The sequence below is a fragment of the Promicromonospora sp. NPDC019610 genome (assembly GCF_044389365.1).
Taxonomy (GTDB): Bacteria; Actinomycetota; Actinomycetes; order Actinomycetales; family Cellulomonadaceae; genus Promicromonospora.
Genome location: NZ_JBIRXX010000001.1, coordinates 801,454 through 824,747, shown reverse-complemented (window position 1 = coordinate 824,747; position 23,294 = coordinate 801,454). Strand labels below are relative to the sequence as shown.

General features: G+C 72.9%; 16 protein-coding genes. 4 read left to right on the top strand and 12 right to left on the bottom strand.

From position 1 onward, the window contains the following. Nucleotides 1-89: 89 nt before the first annotated feature. Nucleotides 90-2,000, top strand: coding sequence for a heparinase II/III family protein (locus ACH45N_RS03585; RefSeq protein WP_397391231.1), 1,911 nt, complete (start codon nucleotides 90-92; stop codon nucleotides 1,998-2,000). Beyond that, complete coding sequence (locus ACH45N_RS03580) at nucleotides 1,997-3,082, top strand: substrate-binding domain-containing protein (RefSeq protein WP_397391229.1); 1,086 nt, start codon at nucleotides 1,997-1,999, stop codon at nucleotides 3,080-3,082. Before ACH45N_RS03585 ends, ACH45N_RS03580 begins: the two co-directional genes overlap by 4 nt. 102 nt (nucleotides 3,083-3,184) lie before the next feature. On the opposite strand, the gene ACH45N_RS03575 is transcribed toward ACH45N_RS03580, so the two are convergent. The 8 genes from ACH45N_RS03575 to ACH45N_RS03540 all read right to left on the bottom strand — a co-directional run bounded on the left by ACH45N_RS03575 (nucleotide 3,185) and on the right by ACH45N_RS03540 (nucleotide 15,032). Then, complete coding sequence (locus ACH45N_RS03575) at nucleotides 3,185-4,696, bottom strand: rhamnulokinase family protein (protein WP_397391227.1); 1,512 nt, start codon at nucleotides 4,694-4,696, stop codon at nucleotides 3,185-3,187. Further along, on the bottom strand, nucleotides 4,693-6,783 hold the full coding sequence (locus ACH45N_RS03570) for a bifunctional aldolase/short-chain dehydrogenase (RefSeq protein WP_397391225.1): 2,091 nt from the start codon (nucleotides 6,781-6,783) through the stop codon (nucleotides 4,693-4,695). The genes ACH45N_RS03575 and ACH45N_RS03570 overlap by 4 nt, the downstream gene beginning before the upstream one ends. Continuing rightward, nucleotides 6,780-7,955, bottom strand: coding sequence for an L-rhamnose isomerase (rhaI, locus tag ACH45N_RS03565; protein ID WP_397391223.1), 1,176 nt, complete (start codon nucleotides 7,953-7,955; stop codon nucleotides 6,780-6,782). The genes ACH45N_RS03570 and rhaI overlap by 4 nt, the downstream gene beginning before the upstream one ends. Before the next feature lie 194 nt (nucleotides 7,956-8,149). Next, a complete protein-coding gene (locus ACH45N_RS03560) occupies nucleotides 8,150-10,084 on the bottom strand; it encodes an N-acetylmuramoyl-L-alanine amidase (RefSeq protein ID WP_397391221.1) in 1,935 nt (644 codons plus the stop codon). 373 nt (nucleotides 10,085-10,457) lie between these two features. Continuing rightward, nucleotides 10,458-11,486 (bottom strand): rhamnose ABC transporter substrate-binding protein, encoded by a 1,029-nt coding sequence (rhaS, locus tag ACH45N_RS03555; protein ID WP_397391219.1) that lies wholly within the window; start codon nucleotides 11,484-11,486, stop codon nucleotides 10,458-10,460. Between the two features lie 11 nt (nucleotides 11,487-11,497). Next, nucleotides 11,498-12,493 carry an ABC transporter permease gene (locus ACH45N_RS03550; RefSeq protein WP_397391217.1) on the bottom strand — a complete coding sequence of 332 codons (996 nt, stop codon included), beginning with the start codon at nucleotides 12,491-12,493 and terminating at the stop codon, nucleotides 11,498-11,500. Then, nucleotides 12,490-13,515 (bottom strand): ABC transporter permease, encoded by a 1,026-nt coding sequence (locus ACH45N_RS03545; protein WP_397391215.1) that lies wholly within the window; start codon nucleotides 13,513-13,515, stop codon nucleotides 12,490-12,492. Before ACH45N_RS03545 ends, ACH45N_RS03550 begins: the two co-directional genes overlap by 4 nt. Next, a complete protein-coding gene (locus tag ACH45N_RS03540) occupies nucleotides 13,512-15,032 on the bottom strand; it encodes a sugar ABC transporter ATP-binding protein (protein WP_397391213.1) in 1,521 nt (506 codons plus the stop codon). Before ACH45N_RS03540 ends, ACH45N_RS03545 begins: the two co-directional genes overlap by 4 nt. Nucleotides 15,033-15,265: 233 nt before the next feature. Between ACH45N_RS03540 and ACH45N_RS03535 the strand changes: the two genes are divergently transcribed. Then, nucleotides 15,266-16,711 carry an APC family permease gene (locus tag ACH45N_RS03535; RefSeq protein ID WP_397391211.1) on the top strand — a complete coding sequence of 482 codons (1,446 nt, stop codon included), beginning with the start codon at nucleotides 15,266-15,268 and terminating at the stop codon, nucleotides 16,709-16,711. Between the two features lie 126 nt (nucleotides 16,712-16,837). Here ACH45N_RS03535 and ACH45N_RS03530 read toward each other — a convergent pair whose 3' ends face one another. Next, on the bottom strand, nucleotides 16,838-17,215 hold the full coding sequence (locus ACH45N_RS03530; RefSeq protein WP_397391209.1) for an L-rhamnose mutarotase: 378 nt from the start codon (nucleotides 17,213-17,215) through the stop codon (nucleotides 16,838-16,840). 89 nt (nucleotides 17,216-17,304) lie between these two features. Here ACH45N_RS03530 and ACH45N_RS03525 point away from each other — a divergent pair, with 89 nt between their 5' ends. Beyond that, nucleotides 17,305-18,333, top strand: a complete 1,029-nt coding sequence (locus ACH45N_RS03525) for a LacI family DNA-binding transcriptional regulator (RefSeq protein WP_397391207.1) — start codon at nucleotides 17,305-17,307, stop codon at nucleotides 18,331-18,333. A 74-nt stretch (nucleotides 18,334-18,407) separates the two neighbouring features. Here ACH45N_RS03525 and ACH45N_RS03520 read toward each other — a convergent pair whose 3' ends face one another. From ACH45N_RS03520 to ACH45N_RS03510, 3 genes are all read right to left on the bottom strand, one after another. Continuing rightward, nucleotides 18,408-19,718, bottom strand: coding sequence for a serine hydrolase domain-containing protein (locus ACH45N_RS03520; RefSeq protein WP_397391205.1), 1,311 nt, complete (start codon nucleotides 19,716-19,718; stop codon nucleotides 18,408-18,410). Between the two features lie 216 nt (nucleotides 19,719-19,934). Beyond that, nucleotides 19,935-22,364 carry a rhamnogalacturonan lyase gene (locus tag ACH45N_RS03515; protein ID WP_397391203.1) on the bottom strand — a complete coding sequence of 810 codons (2,430 nt, stop codon included), beginning with the start codon at nucleotides 22,362-22,364 and terminating at the stop codon, nucleotides 19,935-19,937. 111 nt (nucleotides 22,365-22,475) lie between these two features. Next, entirely contained in the window at nucleotides 22,476-23,294 is an 819-nt protein-coding gene (locus ACH45N_RS03510; protein ID WP_397391201.1) for a hypothetical protein, read from the bottom strand.

Here is a 23,294-nt window from a genome sequence, read left to right as displayed (position 1 = left end):
TTGAAGCCCACCCGCCTGGCCGTTGGCAAGCCCCTGGCGTTCGGCAAAGAGTTCTACTACGATCATTTTCGATCATTGGAGATACGCACATGACAGCACCGTCGCTGCCTGCGCCCGACGTCACGGCGCGGAGCCTCTGGGCCGGCCCGCGTGTGGCGGGCGCCCTCGCCCCCACGCTCGCCGCCGCCGACGCCGAGCGCGGTACCCCCTGGCCGCAGCCTCTGGCCTCGCAGTACGCGCGGTTCTTCCGCGACGGCGTCCGCACGGCCTACGAGGCGCAGGTCGCGGCCCGGCAGGCACGGCTGACCCGCGCCACGCTCGCGGCTCTCGTCGACCCGAGCGACGAGCGCGTCGACGAGGTGGTCGACGGCGTGCTGCTGCTGTGCGAGCAGTCCTCGTGGTGCTGGGCCGCACACGACGACACGTTCGACCGGTTCGGCCGGATCACGCCCACCGTCACCGAGCCGTACCTGGACCTGGGCGCCGGTGAGGTGGCCGCGCAGCTCGCGTGGGTGGACCACCTGCTCGGCCCGGCCCTCGACGAGCGCGCGCCCGGCGTGCGCTGGCGCGTCCGGCAGGAGGCGCAGGCCCGCGTGCTGCGGCCGTTCACCGAGCGGCGCGACTGGTGGTGGCTCGGCGTCGACCACCCGATCATGAACTGGAGCCCCTGGATCCAGGGCAACGTGCTCGCCGCCAACCTCGCGCTGGAGGAGGACCCGGACCGGCGCCGGGCCACCTCGGCGCTCGTCGCCGAGGGCATCGCCGCGTACTGGGCGTCCCTGCCCGCCGACGGCGGCGTCGACGAGGGCTACCACTACTGGTGGCAGGGCGCCGCGCGGGCCCTGGAGGCGCAGGACCTGCTCGCGCACGCGGGGATCGAGCCGGCCCCCGCGGCGCTGGACACGATCCGCGCGACCGTGGCGTTCCCGCACGCGATGCACCTGGGCGGCGACTGGTACGTCAACGTGGCCGACGGCGCCGCGCGGCCCCTCGCGACCTGGCCGTGGAACGTCGTGCACGCCTGGGCACAGCGGGTGGGCGACGACGCGGCGGCGCGGCACGCGGCGTCCTACCGCGGGCGGCCCGGCGGACTGTTCGACGAGCGCGCCTCCCTGCCACGCGCCGTGGGCCTGCTGACCGGCTCCTGGGCGGACGCGCCCGCCGCCGAGCCGCCGCTGGTGGGGCGGTCCGTGTTCCCGGCGACGGGCGTCGCGGTGGCACGCTCGGCGCCCGGGACGGCGCGCGGCGTCGCCGTGTCGGTCAAGGGCGGCCACAACGACGAGAACCACAACCACGTGGACGTCGGCTCGGTGATCGTGGCGCTCGACGGTGTGCCGGTCGTCGTGGACGCGGGCAAGCCCACCTACCGCGCGGGCACCTTCGGGCCCGACCGGTACGACCTGTGGGTGGTCCGGGGCGACTGGCACAACCTCCCGCGGGTGCGCGGGGTGGAGCAGGCCCCGGGCCGGCAGTTCGCGGCAAGTGCCTTCGAGGTGTCGGACGGCGGCGCCGACCACGAGCCGGCGACCGCCTGGCACGCGCGGGTCGAGCTGGCCGGGGCGTATCCCGTGCCCGGGCTCGAGCGGTGGCGGCGGGACGTACGGCTCGACCCGGACGCCGAGACCGTGAGCGTCGAGGACTCCTGGCGGTTCTCGCCGTCGGAGCCCGGCACACCGGACGGTCCGACGACACCCGCCGGTCCGACGGCGTGGCACTGGCTGCTCGCGGGCGACGTCACGCTCACGCCCGGCCGAGCGGTCGCCCGGTTCGCGCCGGGCGGTACCCCGGACGGGCCGCCCGGCCGTACGCTCGCCCTCACCTGGGACGACGCGGACGTCGACGCCGAGCTCGACGTGCGTGCGCTGGACGACCCCGAGCTGTCCGCCGTATGGGGTGAACACCTGACCCGGTTGCGACTCACGGCGCGCGCAGAGGCGCCGTCGGGCGCGTTCCGGGTCACCATGAGACCCACCGGGTCGGGATCGCAGGAGGTTGCATGACGCAGGAAGCGCCGCTCCCGAGCGAGCGTCGGGCGCGCCTGATCGCGCGGGTGCGGGAGACGGGGTCGGCACGCGTGAGCGACCTGTCGCGCGTGCTCGGCGTGACGCCCGTGACGGTGCGGCGCGATCTCGCCGTGCTGGTGATGGACGGCGCGCTGGAGAAGGTGCACGGCGGCGCCCGGATCCCGGCGCGCCCGGCCGGGCGCCAGGACGTCGAGGACGCCGCCGACGCCGGGCAGCCGACCATCGGCGTCGTCGTGCCGTCGCTCGACTACTACTGGCCCGAGGTGATCCGCGGCGCGCGCGGCGCCGCGGACGGCTCGGCACGGCTGATCCTGCGGGGCGGGTCCTACGACGTGGACCAGATCCGGCACCAGCTCACGGCGCTCGTGGGGGACGACGGCGGCCCCGGCGTCGACGGCCTGCTCGTCGTGCCGCCCGCCTCCGGGCCCGACGCCACCGAGCTGGGCGACTGGCTCGCCGGCCTCGACCTGCCGGTGGTGCTCATGGAGCGGCGCCTGGTGGGCGGCCCGTACCGCGAGCCGCTGGAGTCGGTGGCGACCGACCACGCGCTCGGCGCGGGCACGGCGGCGCGCCACCTCGCGGAGCGCGGGCACCGGCAGGTGGGCCTGGTGACCTCGCGGACCAGCCCGCACTCGGGGGCCGTCCGCCGCGGGTTCCTCGCGGCGGCGCAGGACCTGGAGTTCGACGTGGTGCTCGACCTGGAGACGGCGCCGCTGGGCGACGCCACGTGGGCCGCCGACGCCGCGTCGGTGCTGGACCGGTGCGCGGAGACGGGCGTGACGGCGGTGCTGGTGCACTCCGACCGGGAGGCGATCTCGCTGGTGGAGCAGGCGCGGGAGCGCGGCGTGCGGGTGCCCGCGGACCTCGCGGTGGTCGCCTACGACGACGAGGTGGCCGCCCTCGCCGACCCGCCGCTCACCGCGGTGAGCCCGCCCAAGGCCGCGATCGGCGCGCGAGCGGTGGAGCTGCTGACGCGCCGGCTCGGGGATCCCGACCGCCCGGTGCACCGGATCGAGCTGAGCCCCCGCCTGATCGTCCGCGCGTCGAGCGCGGGCTGACCGCGGACGACGTCCGGCGGAATCCCGAATCCCGAGCGGCGTCCGGGGGCGAACGTCACCCCGGCAAGTGGGTAACGGAGACGTAGCACTGCTCCGTCTCCGTTACCCACCCGGGTGCGGAACTGTTCTCCCGGGCCCGGGTTCGTACCGGCGCAGCGTGCCGCTCGCGCGCACGACGTCGCGCAGCGCCGTCAGGTCGCCCGACAGCACCCCGACGGCGCGCGCCTGCACCAGCACGTTGCCGAGCGCCGTGGCCTCGACCGGTCCGGCGACGACGGGCAGTCCGGTCGCCTCGGCGGTGAGCCGGCACAGCAGCTCGTTCCGCGAGCCGCCGCCCACCACGTGCACGGTGTCCACGGCCACGCCGGCCAGCGCCGACGCGTTGGCGACCGCCCGCGCCGACGAGGCAGCGAGGCTGTCGAGGACCACGCGGACCAGGGCGGGCCGCGTGGCCGGGAGGTCGACGCCGCGGCGCGCGACGGCGTCCGACACCCGGCGCGGCATGTCGCCCGGGGCCAGGAACTCGTCGCCGTCCACGTCGACGAGGCAGCGGCCGCCCGGTTCGGCGGCGGCCGCCGCGAGCAGGCCGGCCAGGTCCACGGGCGCGCCGTCGTCCTGCGCCCAGGCCCGGACGCACTCGTCCAGCACCCACAGGCCCATGACGTTGCGCAGGTAGCGCACGGTGCCGTCGAGGCCGAGCTCGTTGGTGAAGTTCGCCGCGCGGCTCGCCTCGGTGAGCACGGGCGCTGGCAGCTCCAGCCCCACGAGCGACCAGGTGCCCGACGAGACGTACGCGCCGGCCTCCCCGAGCGGCGTCGCCGCCACGGCGGACGCCGTGTCGTGCGAGGCGACGGCGAGCACCGGCACCTCGCCGAGCCCGGTCGCCGCGCGCACCTCGGCCAGGAGCGGCCCGACGACGGTGCCGGGCTCGACGAGCTGCGGCAGCCGGTCCCGCAGGCCCGCGAGCCCGGGATACTCCGCCCCGAGCCGGTCCAGGAGGTCGCCCGACCAGGTGCGCGTGCGGGCGTCGAGCAGCCCCGTGGTCGACGCGTTGGTCACCTCGGCGACCCGGCGGCCGGTGAGGCGGTAGGTAATCAGGTCGGGCACCAGCAGCAGGTGCCGGGCCCGCGCCCACTCCTCGCCGCCGACGCCGGTCGAGACCCCCGCGACGAGCTGGAACTCCGTGGTGAACTGCAGGTGCTGCAGCCCGTTGATCGCGTAGTGGTCGCCGAACGGGACGTGCCGGTACACGTCGTCGGCCACGTGGTCCGTGCGGGCGTCGCGGTAGCAGAACGGGTCCGCCACCAGGTCACCGGCGTCGTCGAGGAACGCGTGGTCCACGGCCCACGCGTCCACGCCGATCCCCCGGATCACGACGCCGCGCTCCCGCGCGAGGTCGCCCGCGGCCCGCAGCCCGTCGAGGATCCCGCTCCAGAGCGCGCCCACGTCCCACCGCAGGGCGCCGTGCTCGTCCGTCCGGGGCCCGTTCGGGAATCGGCCGCACTCGACGAGCTCGACCCTCGGTTCACCGTGCACCACCCCGAGCATCACGCGGCCGCTGGTCGCGCCCAGGTCGACCGCGACGAACCCGGCCCTGCCCACCACGTCGCTCACCGCAGGAACGCCGCTGCCACGCCCGCGTCCACCGGCACGTGCAGGCCCGTCGTGTGCGAGAAGTCGGAGGTGCACAGCGCGAACACGGCGTTCGCCACGTTCTCGGGCAGCACCTCGCGCTTGAGCAGGGTGCGCTGCGCGTAGAACTCGCCGAGCTTCTCCTCCGGAACCCCGTACACCGCGGCCCGGTTGGCGCCCCAGCCGGAGGCAAAGATGCCCGACCCGCGCACCACGCCGTCCGGGTTCACACCGTTCACGCGGATGCCGTACTGCCCCAGCTCTGCCGCGAGCAGCCGCACCTGGTGCGCCTGGTCGGCCTTGGTCGCCGAGTAGGCGATGTTGTTCGGCCCCGCGAACACCGAGTTCTTGGACGAGATGTAGACGATGTCGCCGCCCATGCCCTGGTCCACCAGCACCCGAGCCGTTTCACGAGAAACCAGGAACGACCCCTTGGCCATCACGTCGTGCTGGAGGTCCCAGTCGGCCTCGGTGGTCTCGAACAGCGACCGCGACAGGGACAGCCCGGCGTTGTTCACCACGAGGTCCACCCCGCCGAACGCCAGCACCGCCTCCTGGACCGCCGCCCGCACGGCCGCCTCCGAGGACACGTCCACGGCGACGCCGACCGCGGCGTCCGCCGAGCCGAGCTCGGCCGCCGCGGCCGCCGCCTTCTCCAGGTCGAGGTCCGCGACCACGACGCACGCCCCCTCGGCGGCCAGCCGCGTGGCGATCGCCTTGCCGATGCCCGACGCCGCCCCGGTCACCAGGGCGACCCGGGTCGCCAGTGGCTTGGGCGCGGGCATGCGCCGCAGCTTGGCCTCCTCCAGCGCCCAGTACTCGATGCGGAACTTCTCGGCCTCCGCGATGGGCGCGTAGGTCGAGATCGTCTCCGCGCCGCGCATCACGTTGATCGCGTTGACGTAGAACTCGCCGGCCACGCGCGCCGTCTGCTTGTTCCGGCCGTACGAGAACATACCGACGCCCGGGACGAGCACGATCGCCGGGTCGGCGCCGCGCATCGCGGGCGGCTCCTCGCCGCGCGCCCGGGCCACGGCGGCGCCGCGCTCGTAGTACGCGGCGTAGTCGGCGCGGTAGGCCTCGTGCGCGGCCCGGAGCGCGGCCACGGTCTCCTCCACCGTGGCCGACGTCGGGACGTCGACGACGAGCGGCTTCACCTTGGTGCGCAGGAAGTGGTCGGGGCAGCTCGTGCCGAGCTTGGCCAGGGACACCAGCCGCTCGCGCGCGACGAAGTCCAGCACCGGCTCCGTGTCGGTGAAGTGGCCCACCTGCGGCGCGTCGATACTGGCCAGGCCGCGGATCACCGGCGCGAGCGCGGCGGCACGCGCCCGCCGCTCGGCGTCGGGCAGGGGCTCGTAGCCGGGGCGCACCGCGCCGAAGGCGTGGGTCTCGCGGGCCGCGGCCCGGGCCGCGATGAACTCCTCGGCCCGCCGGATGATGTCGAGGGACCGCTCCTCCGCCTCGGCCGAGGTGTCGCCCCACGCGGTGATGCCGTGGCCGCCCAGGATGCAGCCGACGGCCTGCGGGTTGGCCGCCTTGATCGCCGCGATGTCGAGGCCGAGCTGGAAGCCCGGCCGGCGCCACGGCACCCACACCACGTCGGAGCCGAAGATCTCGGCGGTCAGCTTCTCGCCGTCGGCGGCCGCCGCGATCGCGATGCCGGCGTCGGGGTGCAGGTGGTCCACGTGGACGGCGTCGACCAGGCCGTGCATCGCCGTGTCGATCGACGGCGCCGCGCCGCCCTTGCCGTGCAGGCAGTAGTCGAACGCGGCGACCATCTCGTCCTCGCGCTCCTCGCCCGGGTACACGTCCACGAGGGCGCGCATCCGGTCGAGGCGCAGCACGGCCAGGCCCTGCTCGGTGAGCGTGCCGAGGTCGCCGCCGGAGCCCTTGACCCACAGCAGCTCGACCGGCTCGCCCGTCACCGGGTCGGTGGCGGTGCCCTTGGCGGACGTGTTGCCGCCCGCGTAGTTGGTCACCCGCGGGTCGGAACCCAGCCGGTTCGACCGGCCCACCAGGTCCTCGACCACGCCGCCCTCGACCACGCCGGATCCGCTGACGTCGCTCATGCTCCCCATCCCGCCTGCGCGCCACCGACGCGCTCTTGTCCGATCTTCTCGGCATAACCCGACGCCGCGAAGGCCGCGGTCGGGTTCGGGTCCAGCCCCATCTCCTCGCGCACCTGCGCGACGAGCGGCCGGACGTCGGTGTCGTACGCGTCCATGAGCACGCCGTGCGCGCCGAGCACGTCGCCCGCGCGCTGCGCCGCCGCCAGGGCCTCGACGTCGACGAGCAGCGCCTTCGCCGTCGCCTCCTGGACGTTCATCACCGACCGGATCTGGGCCGGGATCTTCGGCTCGATGTTGTGGCACTGGTCGAGCATGAAGTTGACGCCGCTGTCCGGGGCGTGCGCCCCGGCGGAGACGATCTCGTGCATGATCCGGAAGAGCTGGAACGGGTCCGCGGCGCCGACCATGAGGTCGTCGTCGGCGTAGAACCGGCTGTTGAAGTCGAAGGCGCCGAGGCGGCCCTGGCGCAGGAGCTGCGCCACGATGAACTCGATGTTGGTGCCGGGCGCGTGGTGGCCCGTGTCCAGCACGACCTTCGCCCGGTCACCGAGCGCCAGGACGTGCAGCAGGGAGGTGCCCCAGTCCGGCACGTCGGTCACGTAGAAGGCCGGCTCGAAGAACTTGTACTCGAGCACCATGTGCTGGTCGTCGTCCAGCGCGGCGTAGATCTCGGCGAGCGACTCGGCGATCCGGTCCTGCCGGGCCCGGATCGAGTCCTGCCCGGGATAGTTGAGGCCGTCGGACAGCCAGACCTTGAGGTCCTTGGACCCCGTGGCGCGCATGACGTCGATGCACTGCTTGTGGTGGTCCACGGCCTTGGCGCGCACCCGCGGGTCGGGGTGGGCCAGCGAGCCCAGCATGAAGTCCTCGTCCTGGAAGACGTTGGAGTTGATCATGCCGATCTGCACGCCCAGGTCCGCGGCGTGCCGGGCGAGCGCGCCGAAGTCGTCGACCAGGTCCCAGGGGATGTGCAGGCTGACGCGCGGGGCCACGCCGGTGTACCGGTGCACCTGGGCGGCGTCGGCGATCTTCTCGAACGGGTCGCGCGGCACACCCGGCTGGCTGAAGACCTTGAACCTCGTGCCCGAGTTGCCGAAGGCCCAGGACGGCAGCTCGATCGTCTGCTGCCGGAGCGCTGACCTGGCCGCCTCGACACGTGTGGATGCCGCCATGGCGTCCTCCCTCTCCGCGCACGCCCTCGTGCGCACCTTGAAACGATTCATTCGAAGCCTATTCCGCGACCGCCACAGGGTCAAGACGCGGGTGACCCGGGTGGTCGGTAGTTCGTCAGGCGATCGGCAACCCGAGCTGCCGATCACCTGACGAACTACCGACCACCCGGGTCAGCCGTCCACGCCCAGCGCCGTCAGTACCGTGCGTCCGCTGCGGCCAGGTACTTCGTGGTCACCACGATCGCGCGGCGCAGCGTGGCCTCGTCCTCGGTGGTACCGGCCTTCGTGAGGCGGTTGACCCAGGTGTCGGCCTGGGCGGTGGTGGGCGGCGTGCCCAGGAAGTGCTCGTACGTGGCGACCACGCGGAACCGCACCGCCTGCGGGTTCTTCCACAGGGCGTTGACCACGCCCGCGCGGCCCAGTGTCTTGAGCCGCGGGATCCAGTGGTTGAGCTGGTCCGACGTCGGCGGCCGGTGCAGGATGTGCTGGTAGAGGGCGGTCACGTACTTCGCGTCGGTGCCGCCGACGTGCTTGTAGTAGGTCGAGGTGCCCATCAGGTACGGCTCGATCTGGTCGATCGTGCGCGTCTTCGCCTTGACCATGGACAGGTAGTTGGCCGTCTGGGTGGCCGACGGCGTGTAGCCGAGGGTGGCCTGGAACGCCTGGGAGATGCGGAGCTTGCGGTAGTTGTCCGACTTGGCCATGCCGTCGGCCAGCACACCCGGCCCGTCCACCGAGACCCGGTAGGACCAGCTCTCGATGTCGGCCTCGGTGGCCGCCCGGCCCAGGTAGTCCTGGTACATCGCCTGCACGAAGTTCTTGGACTGCTCGTCCACCTCGGCGTACTGCTTCGCGTACACGGCCGCCTGGTCCTGGATCCCCGACAGCAGGGGGTAGGCGAGCTCGCCCGGGCACTCGGTCTGGTGCGTGTCGCGGTGACCGAAGACCCGGGGCAGCGTCACCTGGTCGCCCGCGTCGTAGCGGCCGCCGTCGGTGTGCCCGGCGGCGGTCAGGACCGTCGACTCGTCCGGGTTCACGTCATAGGCGGCCAGCCGGCTGCCGATGATCCTGGCCACGCCGTCCCGCTGCGCGGTCGTGGGCTTCACGCCCGCCGCGGTCGTGTACGTGCCGATCATCGCGACGCCGACCGTGCCGGTGTTGAAGCCGCCGGTGTGGGCGCCGATGATCGGCTCCTCGATGCTGCCGTCGGCACCCTCGTAGATGTTGCCCCACTTGTCGACCAGGAAGTTGTAGCCGATGTCGCACCAGCCGTGCGTCTGCTGGTGGTACGCCTGGTCGTTCCGGATCGCCTGCATGGCCTCGGCCACCGTGGCGTAGTCGTTCGGGTTGACGGTGTGGTGCACGGCGGCGGCCTTGAGGCCGCCCTCGGCGGGGAACCAGGTGGGGCCGGTGCCGGGCTCGAGGCAGCGGGGCGCGGCGCCCCACTCCTCGCGCGTGATGATCGTGGGCCCGGCCGTCGCCGCCGACGGCGCGACCGTGCCCGCCGTCGTCGCCGCGGCCGTGGTGACCTGGGCCGACGAGACCAGGCTGAGCTCGACGCCCGCCGGGAACTGGGCGGCCTCGTCGACCGTCGCGAGCTGCACGGCGTCCGCCTCGCCCACGTAGACCGGGGCGGAGGTCATGACGGCGGAGCCGGTGTCGGCGCCGTCGGTGGACTTCTCCAGGTGGCTCCACGCGCTCCAGGTGCCGTCGACGGCCCGGGTGCGCACCTGCATCTCGGGGACGACGTGGTCGATCTCGGCCGGCCAGGACAGCCCGACCGTCTGGAACCCCTCGGGCACCTCGATGGCGCCGGCGATCCGGCCGTCGGTGTCGGCGGTGTCGAGCACCACCGCGCCGTCCGCCGCCGTGGCGGTCTCGGCGGCCGGCTCGGGGTCGGCGCCGGTGACGTCGTCCACCACGGCCGTCTCCTCGACGGGGGCCGCGGCCACCTCGACCTTCTCGACCTGCGCGTCGGTGGTGCCGGCGTCGGGCAGCGCGGAGTCCGCGGGGGCCGCGATGCCCTCGGGCTCCAGGGACGGCTCCGTCGTCAGCGCCGTCGCCGCGGGGGCCAGCGCGCCGCCGAGCACCATCGCCGGCGCCACGCCGAGGATGAGCGTTCTGCCCACCACGCTCCCGGCAAGCGTCGTCCTGCCGGCGCCGTGCCGTGGGCCCTGCTTCGTCCGGGATGTCGGTGCTGCCGCGTGCCGAACCACTGTGTCCTCCTCGCATCGAAACGCGTCGGCCGCGCGGGACGCGGCTGACGCGAAGAACAGGGCGACGTTAGTGGTGACCAGGCACGACGGCCTAGGTTTTCACCCCTGTGGAGCGGGTGATCTTTCCCTGGACACGGCCTGGATCACCCGGTGATCACGGGCAGGCGTGGTAGTTGCCGTGGGCAACTCGGACTCACCTTTGAGGCCGGGGTTGCTCCGCTTTGAATGGTCGCAAAGAGGAGTAACCCCGGCCTCAAAGGGGAGCCCGGCCGGACCCCGGCAAGGGTCAGAAGTCGAAGTCGTCGATGTTGCTCTTGTCGAACACGAAGGGCTCGCCGAGCAGCACCTCGCCGTCGGCCCCCACGGTGTACTCGCCGAGCCGGCCGGCCTCGAAGGTGTCACCCTCCTCGCCCGTGATGTCGCCCGCCACCAGGGCCGCGGCGGCCTCCGTCGCCAGGTAGCCCAGGTCGGTCGGGTTCCACAGCGCGAACGCCTCGACGGTGCCGTCGTCCACGTACTCGCGCATCTGGTTGGGCGTGCCGAGGCCGGTGACCGCGACCTTGCCCTTGTACTCGGACGTCGACACGTAGCGCGCCGCCGCGGCGATGCCCACGGTGGTGGGCGACACGATCCCCTTGAGGTCCGGGTGCGACTGGAGCAGCGCCGCCGTCTTGTCGAACGACGTCTGGTCGTCGTCGTCGCCGTAGGCGGTCTCGACGAGCTCGATGTCCGGGTAGTCGGAGGCCAGCTTCTCCTCCATGATCGCGATCCACGCGTTCTGGTTGGTCGCGTTGGCCGACGCCGAGAGGATCGCGATCTCGCCCTTGCCGCCGATCTGGTCGGAGATCAGCTCGAGCTGCTTGTCCGCGATGCCCTCGGCCGAGGCCTGGTTGACGAACAGGTCGCGGTACTGCGGCTCGGTGTCGGAGTCGAACGTGACCACCTTGGTACCCGCCGAGCGCGCCTCGTCGAGCGCGTCGCCGATCGCCGTCGGGTCGTTGGCCGAGATCACCAGCGCGCTCACGCCCTGCTGGGCGGCGGTGTTGATGAACGGCACCTGCGAGTCGGGCGACGCCGTGTCCGGCCCGACCTCGTCGACGGTGGCCCCCAGCTCGCCGGCCGCCTCCTCGGCGCCGGCGGTGGACGCCTCGAAGTACGGGTTGCCGAGATTCTTGGGCAGCATGGTGATCGTGACGTCGCCCCCGCCGTCGCCGCTGGCGCCGTCACCGCCCTCGTCGCCCCCGGAACCACAGGCGGCCAGCCCGACCGCCAGCACAGCGGCCGTGCCGGCCGCGAGCACCGATGTGAACCTCATCGTTCGTCTCCCTAGCTTCCTTGCCCGACCGCCGGACGCCGTCGGACCCTGAGGCCGCCCGCGATGCGCGGCGCGACCACCGACACGACGAGCGCCGTGCCGATCACGATGTTGATGACGTTGACGGTGACCCCCTCCAGCCGGAGGGCACTGCTGAGCACGCCGATGAGCAGCACGCCCGCGACCACGCCGTGGATCGCGCCACGTCCGCCGAAGATCGACACCCCGCCCAGCAGCACCGCCGCGACGACCTGCAGCTCCAGGCCGGTCGCGTTGTCGCCGCGGGCGCTGCCGTAGCGGAGCGTGTAGTAGACGCCCGCGAGCGCCGAGACCGCCCCGGACAGCACGAACAGGATCAGGAGGGTCCGCCTGACGTCGACGCCGGAGAACCGGGCGGCCTCGCTGCTGCGGCCGATGTCCAGCACGTTCCGGCCGAACGGCGTGGCGTGCAGCAGCACCGCGAAGACGGCGATCATCAGGATCAGGCCGAGGGTGACCACCGGCCAGGGCGACTCCCCGAGGTTCTCGGTGGCGCCGTCGGTCCAGGACTCGGGGAAGTCGGTGACGGCCGTGGTGCCCAGGAGGCCCACGGCGAGCCCGCGGTAGAGGGCGAGCGAGCCGATGGTGACGGCCAGGGACGGCAGTCCGCCGTACGCGACCAGCGCCCCGTTGAGCGCGCCGCACACCGCGCCGAGCAGCACCGAGACGGGCAGGGCGACCGCCAGGCCGAACCCGGCCTGGTGCAGCAGCCCGAAGGTCACGCTGGACAGGCCCACGACGGACGCGACCGACAGGTCGATCTCGCCCGTGCCGATGATCAGCGTCATGGGCAGGGCGATGAGCAGCACGGGGGCGACGTCGAGCACGAGGTAGGTGATGGTGAGCGGGCCGTCGAAGCCCTGCACGGTCGCGGAGGCGATCACCCAGGCCGCGACCAGGATCAGGATCGTCAGCATCTCGCGGGTGAGCAGCGCGCGCTGCCACCACGGGCGGGTGTGGGTCCTCATCGGTTCGCCTCCTCGCGGTCGGCCGGGCCGGCGTCGCCGGGTTGGTCGGTATCTCGTGCGGCCGCGAGTCGGTGCGACCGCCGCCGGGCCAGCAGCCGGTCCAGCGCGATGGCGCCGATGATGAGCGCGCCCACCACGGCGCGCTGCCAGAAGTCGGGGATGCCGACGACGGGCAGGGCCCGGTTGATCGTGAGCAGCAGCATGGCGCCGAGTGCCGCGCCGACGACGGTGCCGCTGCCGCCGAAGATGGCGACGCCGCCCACCACGACGGCGCCCACGACCTGCAGCTCCAGGCCCACGCCCGCGCCGGACGACACGGTGCCGTACCGCGCGGCGAACATCACGCCGGCCAGCCCGGCGAGGGCCCCGTTCAGGGCGAACGCCCCGAGCAGCCGGCGCCGGACGGGCAGGCCCTGCAGCTCGGCGGCGTCGGGGTCGGACCCGATCGCGTAGAGCTGCCGCCCACCGCGCGCGGTGTACATGTAGTAGCCGACGACGGCCAGCACGACGGCGGCGACCCAGGTCAGCACCGGGATGCCCAGCACCTGCCGCGTGCCCAGGGCGAGGAACGCGCGCGGCATGTCGCCGGCGTCGATCCGGTCGCTGCCCGCCCAGGTCAGGGCCACGCCGCGGTAGACGTACAGCGTGCCGAGCGTGATCACGAGGGCCGGCACGCGGGCGAACGCCACGATCGAGCCGTTGACCAGGCCCAGCACCGCCCCGGCCGCGACCGCGACCAGCGCCACCACGACGATCGGCAGGTCCGGCACGTCGATGAACAGCCGGCCGGCCAGGTAGGCGGTGAGGCCGAGCATCGACCCCACGGAGAGGTCGACGTTGCGCGTGATGACCACCACCGCCTGGCCCACGGCGAGCACCACGAGGATCGCGGGGGTGAGCAGCAGGTCCCGCCAGCCGCCCGAGCTGAGCAGGAAGCCGGGCTGGATCGCGGTGGTCACGCCGATCACGATCAGGAGGGCCAGCGCGATGCCGGCCTCGCGCCGGCGCAGCAGGGCGCTCATGCGGCGTCACCCCGCTCGGACGACGCACCCGGCGTCGCGGCGCGCATCACGGTCTCCGGCGTGGCGTCCGCCCGGTCCAGCGTCGCGACGATCCGCCCCTCGCGGACCACGAGCACGCGGTCGGCCATGCCCAGCACCTCGGGCAGCTCGGAGGAGATCATCAGGACCGCGAGGCCCTCGGCGGCCAGGGTGGACAGCAGCCGGTGCACCTCGGCCTTGGTGCCGACGTCGATGCCGCGGGTGGGCTCGTCGACGATGAGCACCTTGGGCCCGGTGGCCAGCCACTTGGCCAGCACCACCTTCTGCTGGTTGCCGCCGCTCATGGTGGTGGCCACGGCGTCGAGCGCGCCGGCCTTCACCGCCAGCCGGCCCGACCAGTCGCGCGCGAGGCGCGCCTCGGCGTCGGGCAGCAGGATGCCCAGCCGCGCCAGGCGGCGCCGGGAGACCGCGGAGACGTTGCGGGCCACGGAGGACTCGGTGACCAGGCCCTCCAGCCGCCGGTCCTCGGGCACCAGGGCGAGGCCCGCAGCGATGGCCGCCGTCGGGTCGCCCGGACGCAGCGCCCGCCCGCCCACGGTGACGCGCCCGGCGTCGTACCGGTCGACGCCGAACACGGCGCGGGCGATCTCGCTGCGCCCGGCGCCGACCAGGCCCGCGAGACCCACGATCTCGCCCGCCCGGACCTCGAAGGACACGTCGTGGAAGGTTCCGGTGGACTGCAGCCCCTCGACCCGGAGCACGACGTCGCCGGGGGTGCTCGGGACCTTGGGGTAGAGGTCGGAGACGGCGCGGCCGACCATGCGCCGCACCAGCTCGTCGGCCGTCACGTCGGCGACCGGGTCGGTCGAGACGTGCTCGCCGTCGCGCATCACGGTGACGGTGTCGCAGAGGTCGGCGACCTCGTCGAGGCGGTGCGAGATGAAGACGACGGCGCGGCCGGCGTCTCGCAGCCCGCGGGCGACGGCGAACAGGCGGCGCACCTCGACGGCGCTGAGCGCCGCCGTCGGCTCGTCCATGACCAGGAGCCGGGCGTCCAGGGAGATCGCCTTGGCGATCTCGACGATCTGCTGGTCCGCGATCGACAGGCCCTCCGCGGGGCGGTCCGGGTCGAGGTCCACGCCGAGGTCCCGGAACAGCTCGCGCGCCCCCGCGCGCATGGCGCGCCGGTCGATGCGGCGGAACCGGCCCAGCGGCTCGCGGCCGAGGTAGATGTTCTCGGTGACCGTGAGGTCCGGGAAGCTCGCGGGCTCCTGGTGGATGACGGCGACGCCGGCCGCCTTCGCCTCGGCGGGGCCGGTGAAGTCCACGGGCGCACCGTCGAGCTCGACCACGCCCGCGTCCCGGCGGTACACGCCGCCCACGATCTTGACCAGCGTGGACTTGCCCGCGCCGTTCTCGCCGACCAGGGCGTGGATGCTGCCGGGCTGCACGACCAGGGTGCCCGAGCGGAGCGCTGCCACGGGCCCGAAGGACTTGGCGACCCCCTCCAGGCGCAGCGTCGGTGCGGCGTTCTGCATGTCTCTCCGTCGAGATGTGCGGGCGGTCTGCCTTGACCGCTATCTGGCGTTTGAATCGTTCAAACAGATACTTCGGAAGATAGACCTGCCAGGTCAGAGCGTCAAGAACTTGCGGCGCGTCCGTTGCCGAGTCGTGCCCGTTACGGAACCCTTGGCCGATCAGGGGTGCACACTGCCCGCAGCGTACGGAGGTGGCCCGACGACGTGCCGCCGCAGAACGGAGGCGACGGAAAATGAGCCAGCCAACGGCCGAGGAGCACGCAGCCCTCGGCGAGGAACCGACCGAGCTCAAGCGGGTCATGGGGCCCAAGCTCCTCCTGCTCTTCATCGTGGGCGACATCCTCGGCACCGGTATCTACGCGCTCACCGGCAAGGTGGCCGCGCAGGTGGGTGGCGCGGCGTGGGCGCCCTTCATCGTCGCCTTCGCCATCGCGCTGATCACCGCCTTCTCGTACCTGGAGCTGGTGACCAAGTACCCCCGGGCGGCCGGCGCGGCGCTCTACACGCACAAGGCGTTCGGGGTGCACCTGCTCACCTTCATGGTCTGCTACACCGTCATGTGCTCCGGCATCACGTCGGCGTCCACGGCGTCCCGGGCGTTCGCCTCGAACCTCGCGGTGGGCTTCGGGCTGGACGCCGAGAACTCGACGCTCGTCATCACCGTCGCGCTGGTCTTCATGGGTGTGGTCGCGGCCGTGAACCTGCGGGGTGTGGGCGAGAGCGTCAAGGCGAACATCTTCCTGACGCTCGTCGAGCTGTCCGGCCTGCTGCTCGTGATCCTCATCGGCTTCTACGCCGCGTTCGCCGGCGAGGTCGACTTCTCCCGGACCATCGTGTTCGAGGACCCGAACGACAAGGGCGCGTTCTTCGCCGTGACGGCCGCGACCGCCCTCGCCTTCTTCGCGATGGTCGGCTTCGAGGACTCCGTGAACATGGCCGAGGAGACGCACGACCCGGTCCGGAACTTCCCCAAGATGATGATCACCGGCATCGGCATCACCGGCGTCATCTACGTGCTCGTCTCCCTGTTCGCCGTCGCGATCGTCCCGGTCGGCGTGCTGGCGGACAGCGAGACACCGCTCGTGACCGTCGTCGAGACCGCCGCGCCGGGCATCCCGGCGGGCGACATCCTGCCGTTCATCTCGATGTTCGCCGTGGCCAACTCGGCGCTCATCAACATGCTCATGGCCAGCCGCCTGCTGTACGGCATGGCCAAGCAGAACGTGCTGCCCGGCGTGCTGGGGCGCGTGGGGGCGCGGCGGCAGACGCCGTGGGTGGCCATCCTCGTCACCACGGCGATCTCCCTCGGCCTGATCTACTTCGTCAGCCGGGACCCGGACAACGACGTCGTCGCCGCGCTCGGCGACACCACGGCCCTGCTGCTCCTGGGTGTGTTCGCCATCGTCAACGTCTGCGTGCTGGTGCTGCGGCGCGACCCGATCGACCGCAGGCACTTCGTGGCGCCGACGGTGCTGCCGGTCATCGGCGCGCTCGCCTGCGCGTTCTTCGTCGGCCCGTGGACCGGGCGCGACCCGCTCACCTACACGATCGCCGGCTGGCTCCTCGGGATCGGCCTGGTGCTGTGGCTCCTGACCTGGATCACCAACCGGCTGGTGGGTCAGCGCAGCGCGATCACCGACATCGAGGCCCTCAACGAGCCGGAGGGCGGCGTCAACTAGTGAGCTGGGTCTCGCTCGGCGTCACCCAACTCCTCACCTTTGAGGCCCGGGTTTCTTCGCTTTGGAACAGTCCAAAGCGAAGAAACCCGGGCCTCAAAGGGGAGGACGGCAGGGCCGTCCGACGGGTCAGAGGCCGCCGGACGCGGCGTCGTCCGGGAGGGCCGCGAGCTGGGACTCCAGGTGGAAGACCTCGTCCAGCAGCACGAAGCCGTCGTCCGGGTTGCCCTCGTCGACGAAGAAGCCCGACATCGCCGCCTGCCAGCGCGCGTTGACCTCGGTCGCGGCCATCCCCCGCTGCGCCGCCGCGTAGTCGTCGGTCACCAGGATGCCGACCAGCAGGCCGTCGTCGCGCAGGAACAGGTGGTAGTCCCGCCAGCCCGTGTCGCGCAGGGCCCGGAGCATCTCCGGCCAGACGGCGGCGTGGGCGGCCCGGTACTCGTCCAGGCGGTCCGCCCGCACCCGAGACGTGAAGCAGACGCGTGCGCCCGCCGTCTTGCTCGACATGTCCGGTCCTCCGGTTCCTGAGCCCGTCGCCGGGCGACCCGCTCCGCCATGAATCGGTTCATAATGTAGCCCGAAGCAAGGAGGCGCTCATGACCCAGCCGGCCGCTCACCGCCGAGCATCCATCGCCGACGTCGCCCGTGCCGCCGGCGTCTCCGTCGGCACGGTGTCCAACGTGCTCAACCGCCCCGAGCGAGTGCTGCCGGGCACGCGCGAGCGGGTCGAGGCCGCGATCGAGGAGCTGAGCTTCGTGCGCAACGGCTCGGCCCGGCAGCTCCGCGCCGGCACCATCACCACGGTCGGCGCCATCGTGCTGGACATCGCCAACCCGTTCTTCACCGACGTCGCGCGGGGTATCGAGCAGCGCCTGGACCAGGACGACTTCACGCTCATGGTCGCGTCGTCGGACGACAAGCCCGACCGCGAGCAGCGCTACCTGCGCCTGTTCGAGGAGCACGGCGTGCAGGGCGTCATGGTGGTGCCGGCCACGGACGACATCGAGCACCTCCTGGCGGTGCGTCGGCGCGGTACCGGCGTGGTGCTGCTGGACCGCCCGTCGTCCGACCCGAGCATCTCGTCCGTGGCCGTCGACGACGTGCGCGGCGGCGAGCTCGCCGCGCGGCACCTGCTCGACGAGGGGCACACCCGCATCGCGTTCCTCAACGGCCCGCACACGATCCGGCAGTGCGCCGACCGGCACGAGGGCGTGGTCAAGGAGCTGGTCGCGGCGGGGCTCGACCCCGCGACCGCGCTCGTGGAGATCACGGTGTCCAGCCTCAACGCCGAGGGCGGGGAGGCCGCGATCCGCGGACTGCTGGCGTCGGGCGACCGGCCGACCGCCGTCTTCTGCGTCAACGACCTGGTCGCGCTGGGTGTGCTGCGCACGCTGCGGACGGAGAACATCGCCGTCCCCGCCGACGTCGCGGTGGTGGGGTACGACGACGTCGCCTTCGCCGCGGAGCTGTCCACGCCCCTGACGTCGGTGCGGCAGCCGACCCACGAGATCGGGGTCCGCGCCGCCGACCTGCTGCTCGACGGGCCCGACGCCGCGGTCGAGCACGTGATGTTCCAGCCCACGCTGGTGGTCCGGGCGTCCAGCACCCGCACCCCGCCGAAGTAGAACCGCAGCGAGACAGAACCGCAGCGCGTGCTGCGGTTCTGTCTCGCTGCGGTTCTACTTCGGCGGGGTGGGGCTCAGCAGGTCGCCTCGAACATCGGGACCAGCAGCTCGTTGAGGTCGTACAGCGCCTCCGGGTCCAGCGTGACGTTGCGGCCGGTCACGCCCAGGGACACCTGCCGTTCGCCGTCGAGCGAGGTCAGGTTGACGCTCAGCGTGCCGAAGCTCGCGCCGTCGTGCCCGTACAGGTACTCGCCGGGCACGCACGGGTCGGGCAGGCGGTAGGTGCCCAGACCGTACTCGATCAGCTCGGCGCTGCGCGGGGTCAGCATGTCGGTCACGGTCTCCGGCGCGACCAGCTCGCCGGTGACCAGGGCCTCGTTGAACGCCGCGAGGTCCTTCGTCGTGCTGGTCACGGCGCCCGCGGCGCGGAACAGCGTCGGGTCGAAGTGGTCGATCGAGTACCAGCCTGCGCCGTCGGCGCCCGTGTAGGCGGCGTCGTGCAGGAGCGGCCCGCGCTTCTGCGGTCCCTCGGGGTAGTCGCTGCGGCGCATCCCGGCGGGCTCGAACACACGCTCCTCCAGGAGCTCGTCGAGGCCGGTCCGGTTCACCTTCTCCAGCATCATGCCGAGCGTCACGAACCCGGCGTTGGAGTAGGAGAAGCCGGCGCCCGGCTCCAGCATCCAGGGCGCGGTGTGCGCGGCCCGGACGTGGTCACCGTCCGAGTAGTGCTCGCCCAGCACCTGGAAGTACTCGTCGATGTCCGTCGGGTCCTGCATCTTGTCCAGGATCAGGTACTCCGACGCCGTCGGGGCGCCGGAGGTGTGGCTGAGCAGCTGCTCGATCGTCACGTCCCGCGGCAGTGCGCCGGGCAGCACGTCCTCGACGCTCGTGTCCAGCGTCCAGGTGCCCTTCTCGATCTCCTGCATCACCAGGGTCGCGATCATGGGCTTGGTGTTGCTCGCCACGCGGAACGGGTCGTCGGCCCGGGCGCGCGCGTGGCCCCCGAGCTCGCGGACGCCGTCCGCGCCCGCCCAGGTCAGGTCCGGCGTCTCGACCCGCGCGGTGACGGCGACGGCGCCGTCGTCCACCAGGCCGGCGACGGCCTGGTCGAGCTCGCGGCGGATGCCCGCCTCGGAGGTCAGCGCACGGGCGGTCGGCGCGGAGGCGGCCAGCTCGGCCGCGTCCCGGACCTGGCGGGACAGCGCCAGGGGGTCGTCGACCGCGGCCGCGGCGTCTACCGCGGGTGCGGCGGGTTCTGCGGTCACCGCGAGCGTCGCGGGCACCGCGGTCGCGGACGCCGTCGTCGCCAGACCCGCGCCGGTGAGCGGCAGCGCTCCGGCGACCACCACGCCCAGGGCTGCTCTGACTCGGCGGTGTGCATTCATGGGGATGCTCCTTCGTCTCGGCACCCCGTCAGTCTGCTGGGGAGCGGGCGAAAGACGGATCCCCCGCAGGAAGGACATCCTGGACACCCCCTCCACCCCGGGAGGGACCCTCCTGGGGTGGGACCGGCAGGGATGCGAGATCGGTCGGTTGCGTCGAGATCGGTCCATCGACGGACCGATCTCAACGCAACCGACCGAAGTCAGATGCGCCTGCCCTCAGTCCCTGCCCGGGATGGGGACCGTCGACCAGTCCGTGTCCGAGGCCAGGTAGAAGCTCGGGTACGACGGCTGGTTGTACGTCGTCTGCTGCCGCGCCACCTCGACGCGGTACTGCGGGTCCTGCATGAGCGTGTAGAGCGCGATGTCGCTCGGCTCGGTCGTCGTGAACAGCCGCAGCGCGGTCGAGTCCGTGGTGCGCACCAGCACCTCCTCGCGCCAGTCGCCGAGCACGTCGGCCACGAGCGACGGGTTGCCCTTGGTGCCGTTGTTGGTCAGCGTCCCGTCCAGCGTGGCGACGACGCCGCGCGACCAGTCCTTGATCGTCGGCACCGCGGGGTCCGCGCCGTCCACGATCTGCGTGGTGCCGTCGCCGGCCCACCGCACGGACTGGTTGGTCCCCATGGTCGACGTCGACACCTGCTCACCCGTGGCGCTCAGCGTCCCCGACCCGAGGGTGCCGTCCGGCATGGACGCCCACACCTCGATGCCCGGCACGTCGGGCAGCACGTCGCCGATCATCGAGCGGCCGGTGTCCCGCCCGGAGTACTGCCCGAACAGCACCTCGCCGTCCTCGGCCGAGCGCATCGCGGAGCCGTAGGGCGCCCATGTCGCACCCTCGTGCGCGGTCCAGATCTCCAGCCCCGGACGCTCCGGGTCGATGTCGGTCACGTGCATGGCGTCGCCGTGGCCCAGGCCCGCGGTGGCCCCGGGGTTCGCGGAGCCGTCCGGCAGGGTGTCGGACGACGAGTACAGGAGCGAGCCGTCGTCGTCGAGCGTCGCGGAGCCGTAGACGATCTCCTGCCGGCCGTCGCCGTCGACGTCCGCCGCCGACAGCGAGTGGAAACCCTGGGTGGTCATGCTCCCCCACTCGGGCGAGGTGCCGGGCACGCCGTGCGGGCTGTCGTTGAAGGGGTTGGACATGGGCGTCCAGCCCGAGTCCGCGAGCCAGCGCCGGGTCAGGTGCCTGCCGTTCCAGTCGTAGGCGGCGACGGTCGAGCGCGTGTAGTAGCCGCGCGCGAAGATCGCGCTGGCCTTGCCCCCGGACAGGTACGCGACCCCCGACAGGAAGCGGTCCACCCGGTTGCCGGGCTCGATGCGCGCCATGGCGTAGTCGCCCCAGCGCAGCCCGTCGTCGGTGCGCCCCGGCTCGTAGTCGACGGTCTCCAGGGGCCGCCCGCTCAGTCCGTCGAACACGGTGAGGTACTCGGGGCCGCTGATCACGAAGCCCTCGAAGAGCCGGAGTTGGTTGCGCGTCGAGCGGGACGGCGCGTAGACGTCGATGAAGTGGTCGACGGCGGCCCGGGCGTCGGCGTCGGACAACGGGTAGGTCCAGCGGGACTCGATGCCCCACGCCTCCTCCAGCGTGGCCGGCCACTGACCGGAGACGACCTCCGGGCGCGCGGACCAGCCGCGGAACGTGTCCACGAGGTGCTCGTAGTAGTCCCCGGCGGACATCCGGTAGTCGTCGGTGTCCCGCACCCCGGCCGCGCGGTCGTCCTGGGCGATGGGCACGTAGCGCTGCCCGGCGGGCCGCCCGTCGCGGTACGTGGTGACCCGGGTGCCGGGGGCGGTCTTGACCATGAGCTCGGCGCGGCCGTCGCCGTCGTAGTCGTAGACCGGGAACTCCGTGTAGTGCGCGCCCGCACGGATGTTCACGCCCAGGTCGATACGCCAGAGCTGGGTGCCGTCCAGCTCGTAGGCGTCGAGGTAGACGTTGCCCGTGTAGCCCACCTGGGACACGTCCTTGGAGTTGGACGGGTCCCACTTCACGACGACCTCGTAGTCGCCGTCGCCGTCGAGGTCCGCCACGGAGGCGTCGTTCGCGCGGTACGTGTAGGCCTCGCCGGCGGGCGTGACGCCGTCGGCCGGCTTGTCCAGGGGGATGTCCAGGTGGCCGTCGCCCCACACGTCGGCCGACGCCGCGCGTCCCTTGTTCGGGCCGCTCAGCGGCACCACGCGGTACCGGGCGTCCGCCGTGCCCGCGGCGTCGAGATAGTTGGTCGCGCCCGTCACCGTCGCGATCCGCCGCCCGTCGCGGTACACCGCGAAGCCCGGCCCCTTCAGGCCGGCGTCGGTGTGGCCCGTGACCTCGGGCGCGAGCAGGCGCCAGCTCAGGAACACACCCTCGCTGGTCGCGGCGGCCACGAGCCCGCGGCCCAGCTTCTCGGTGACCTTGATGCCCGGCTTTCCGGTGCCCGACGGCGGCCGCCCGGCCTGGGCGGTCAGGTCGCCCTGGGCGGTGGTCGCGTCGGTGCGGGTCACGTCGGTGGCGGTCGGTAGTACGGCCGGGGCCGGGGCCGGGGTCAGGGTCGAGGCGGGGACGGCGGTCGAGGCGGTGGCCGCGAACGCCACGGCCCCCACCCCGCTCAGTCCGAGACTGAGGGCCGTGGCCAGCACGGCTCCGGTCCGGATGGTTCTCGGGATCATGGTCGAATTCCTCTCTGAATTCTCGATCTCACGAAGATGTGCGCTTCTACCCCGTCATTGCGCCCGAAAACGGCTCGGTTTCGGGCCGAATGGCGGGGTAGAAGCGCACTTTCAGTCGACCGGGCGCGGCAGCGCGCGCCGAGCCTCGACGGCGACCGCCGCCAGGCTGAGCAGGCCACCCGTCACCACGACGAGCGGCGTCAACATCCACACGAGCACCGCGCACATCACCAGCGCCGCAAGCAGCAGTGCCGAACCCACCAGGTCGTCACGGGAGCGGGCCGCCCCGCGGGCGAGCAGCCGCCAGACGCCGCTGCCCGCCCCGGAACCGTTCCCGGCTCCGGCACCCAGCACGACGCCGGCGTCCGACCGCGCATCGCCGTCCGGTCTGACATCGCCCTCGGACCTCATACCGCCGTCGGACGCCGCGGCGCCGTCCGACCGCCCGTCGACGCCCGATCCGACACCGCCGCCCGATCTGACACCGGCGTCCGACCCCGCACCGCCGTCCGACCACGCCGCCGTCGTGCGGACCAGGACCACCGCGGCGCAGGCTGCGGCCGCCCACGTCACCCAGCGCACGACGGACGCGCCCGGCAGCGCGCCGGACGCCGTCAGCCCGGAGTTGACGACCACCACGACCGCAACCGCCAGCACCAGCACGCCCAGCACCCACAGCCCTCGCACGGCCGCGACCCAGCCTCGCCAGAACGAGCGGACCGAGGTGTCGTACCCGCCGAGGTGCCGCCGCAGGTGGGCGGCTCCGGCGGCGAGCGCCGCCGGGGCGGTCACCACAGCCAGGCTGCCGACGAGCACGAGGAGCCCCGTCAGCAGCGTCTCCCCCAGCAGGGGGAACCACCCCTCACCGGCGAGGCGGCGTCCGCGGGCCGGCGGCGAGGCGGACCCGTCGGCCTGCTCCTGTGCGCTCAC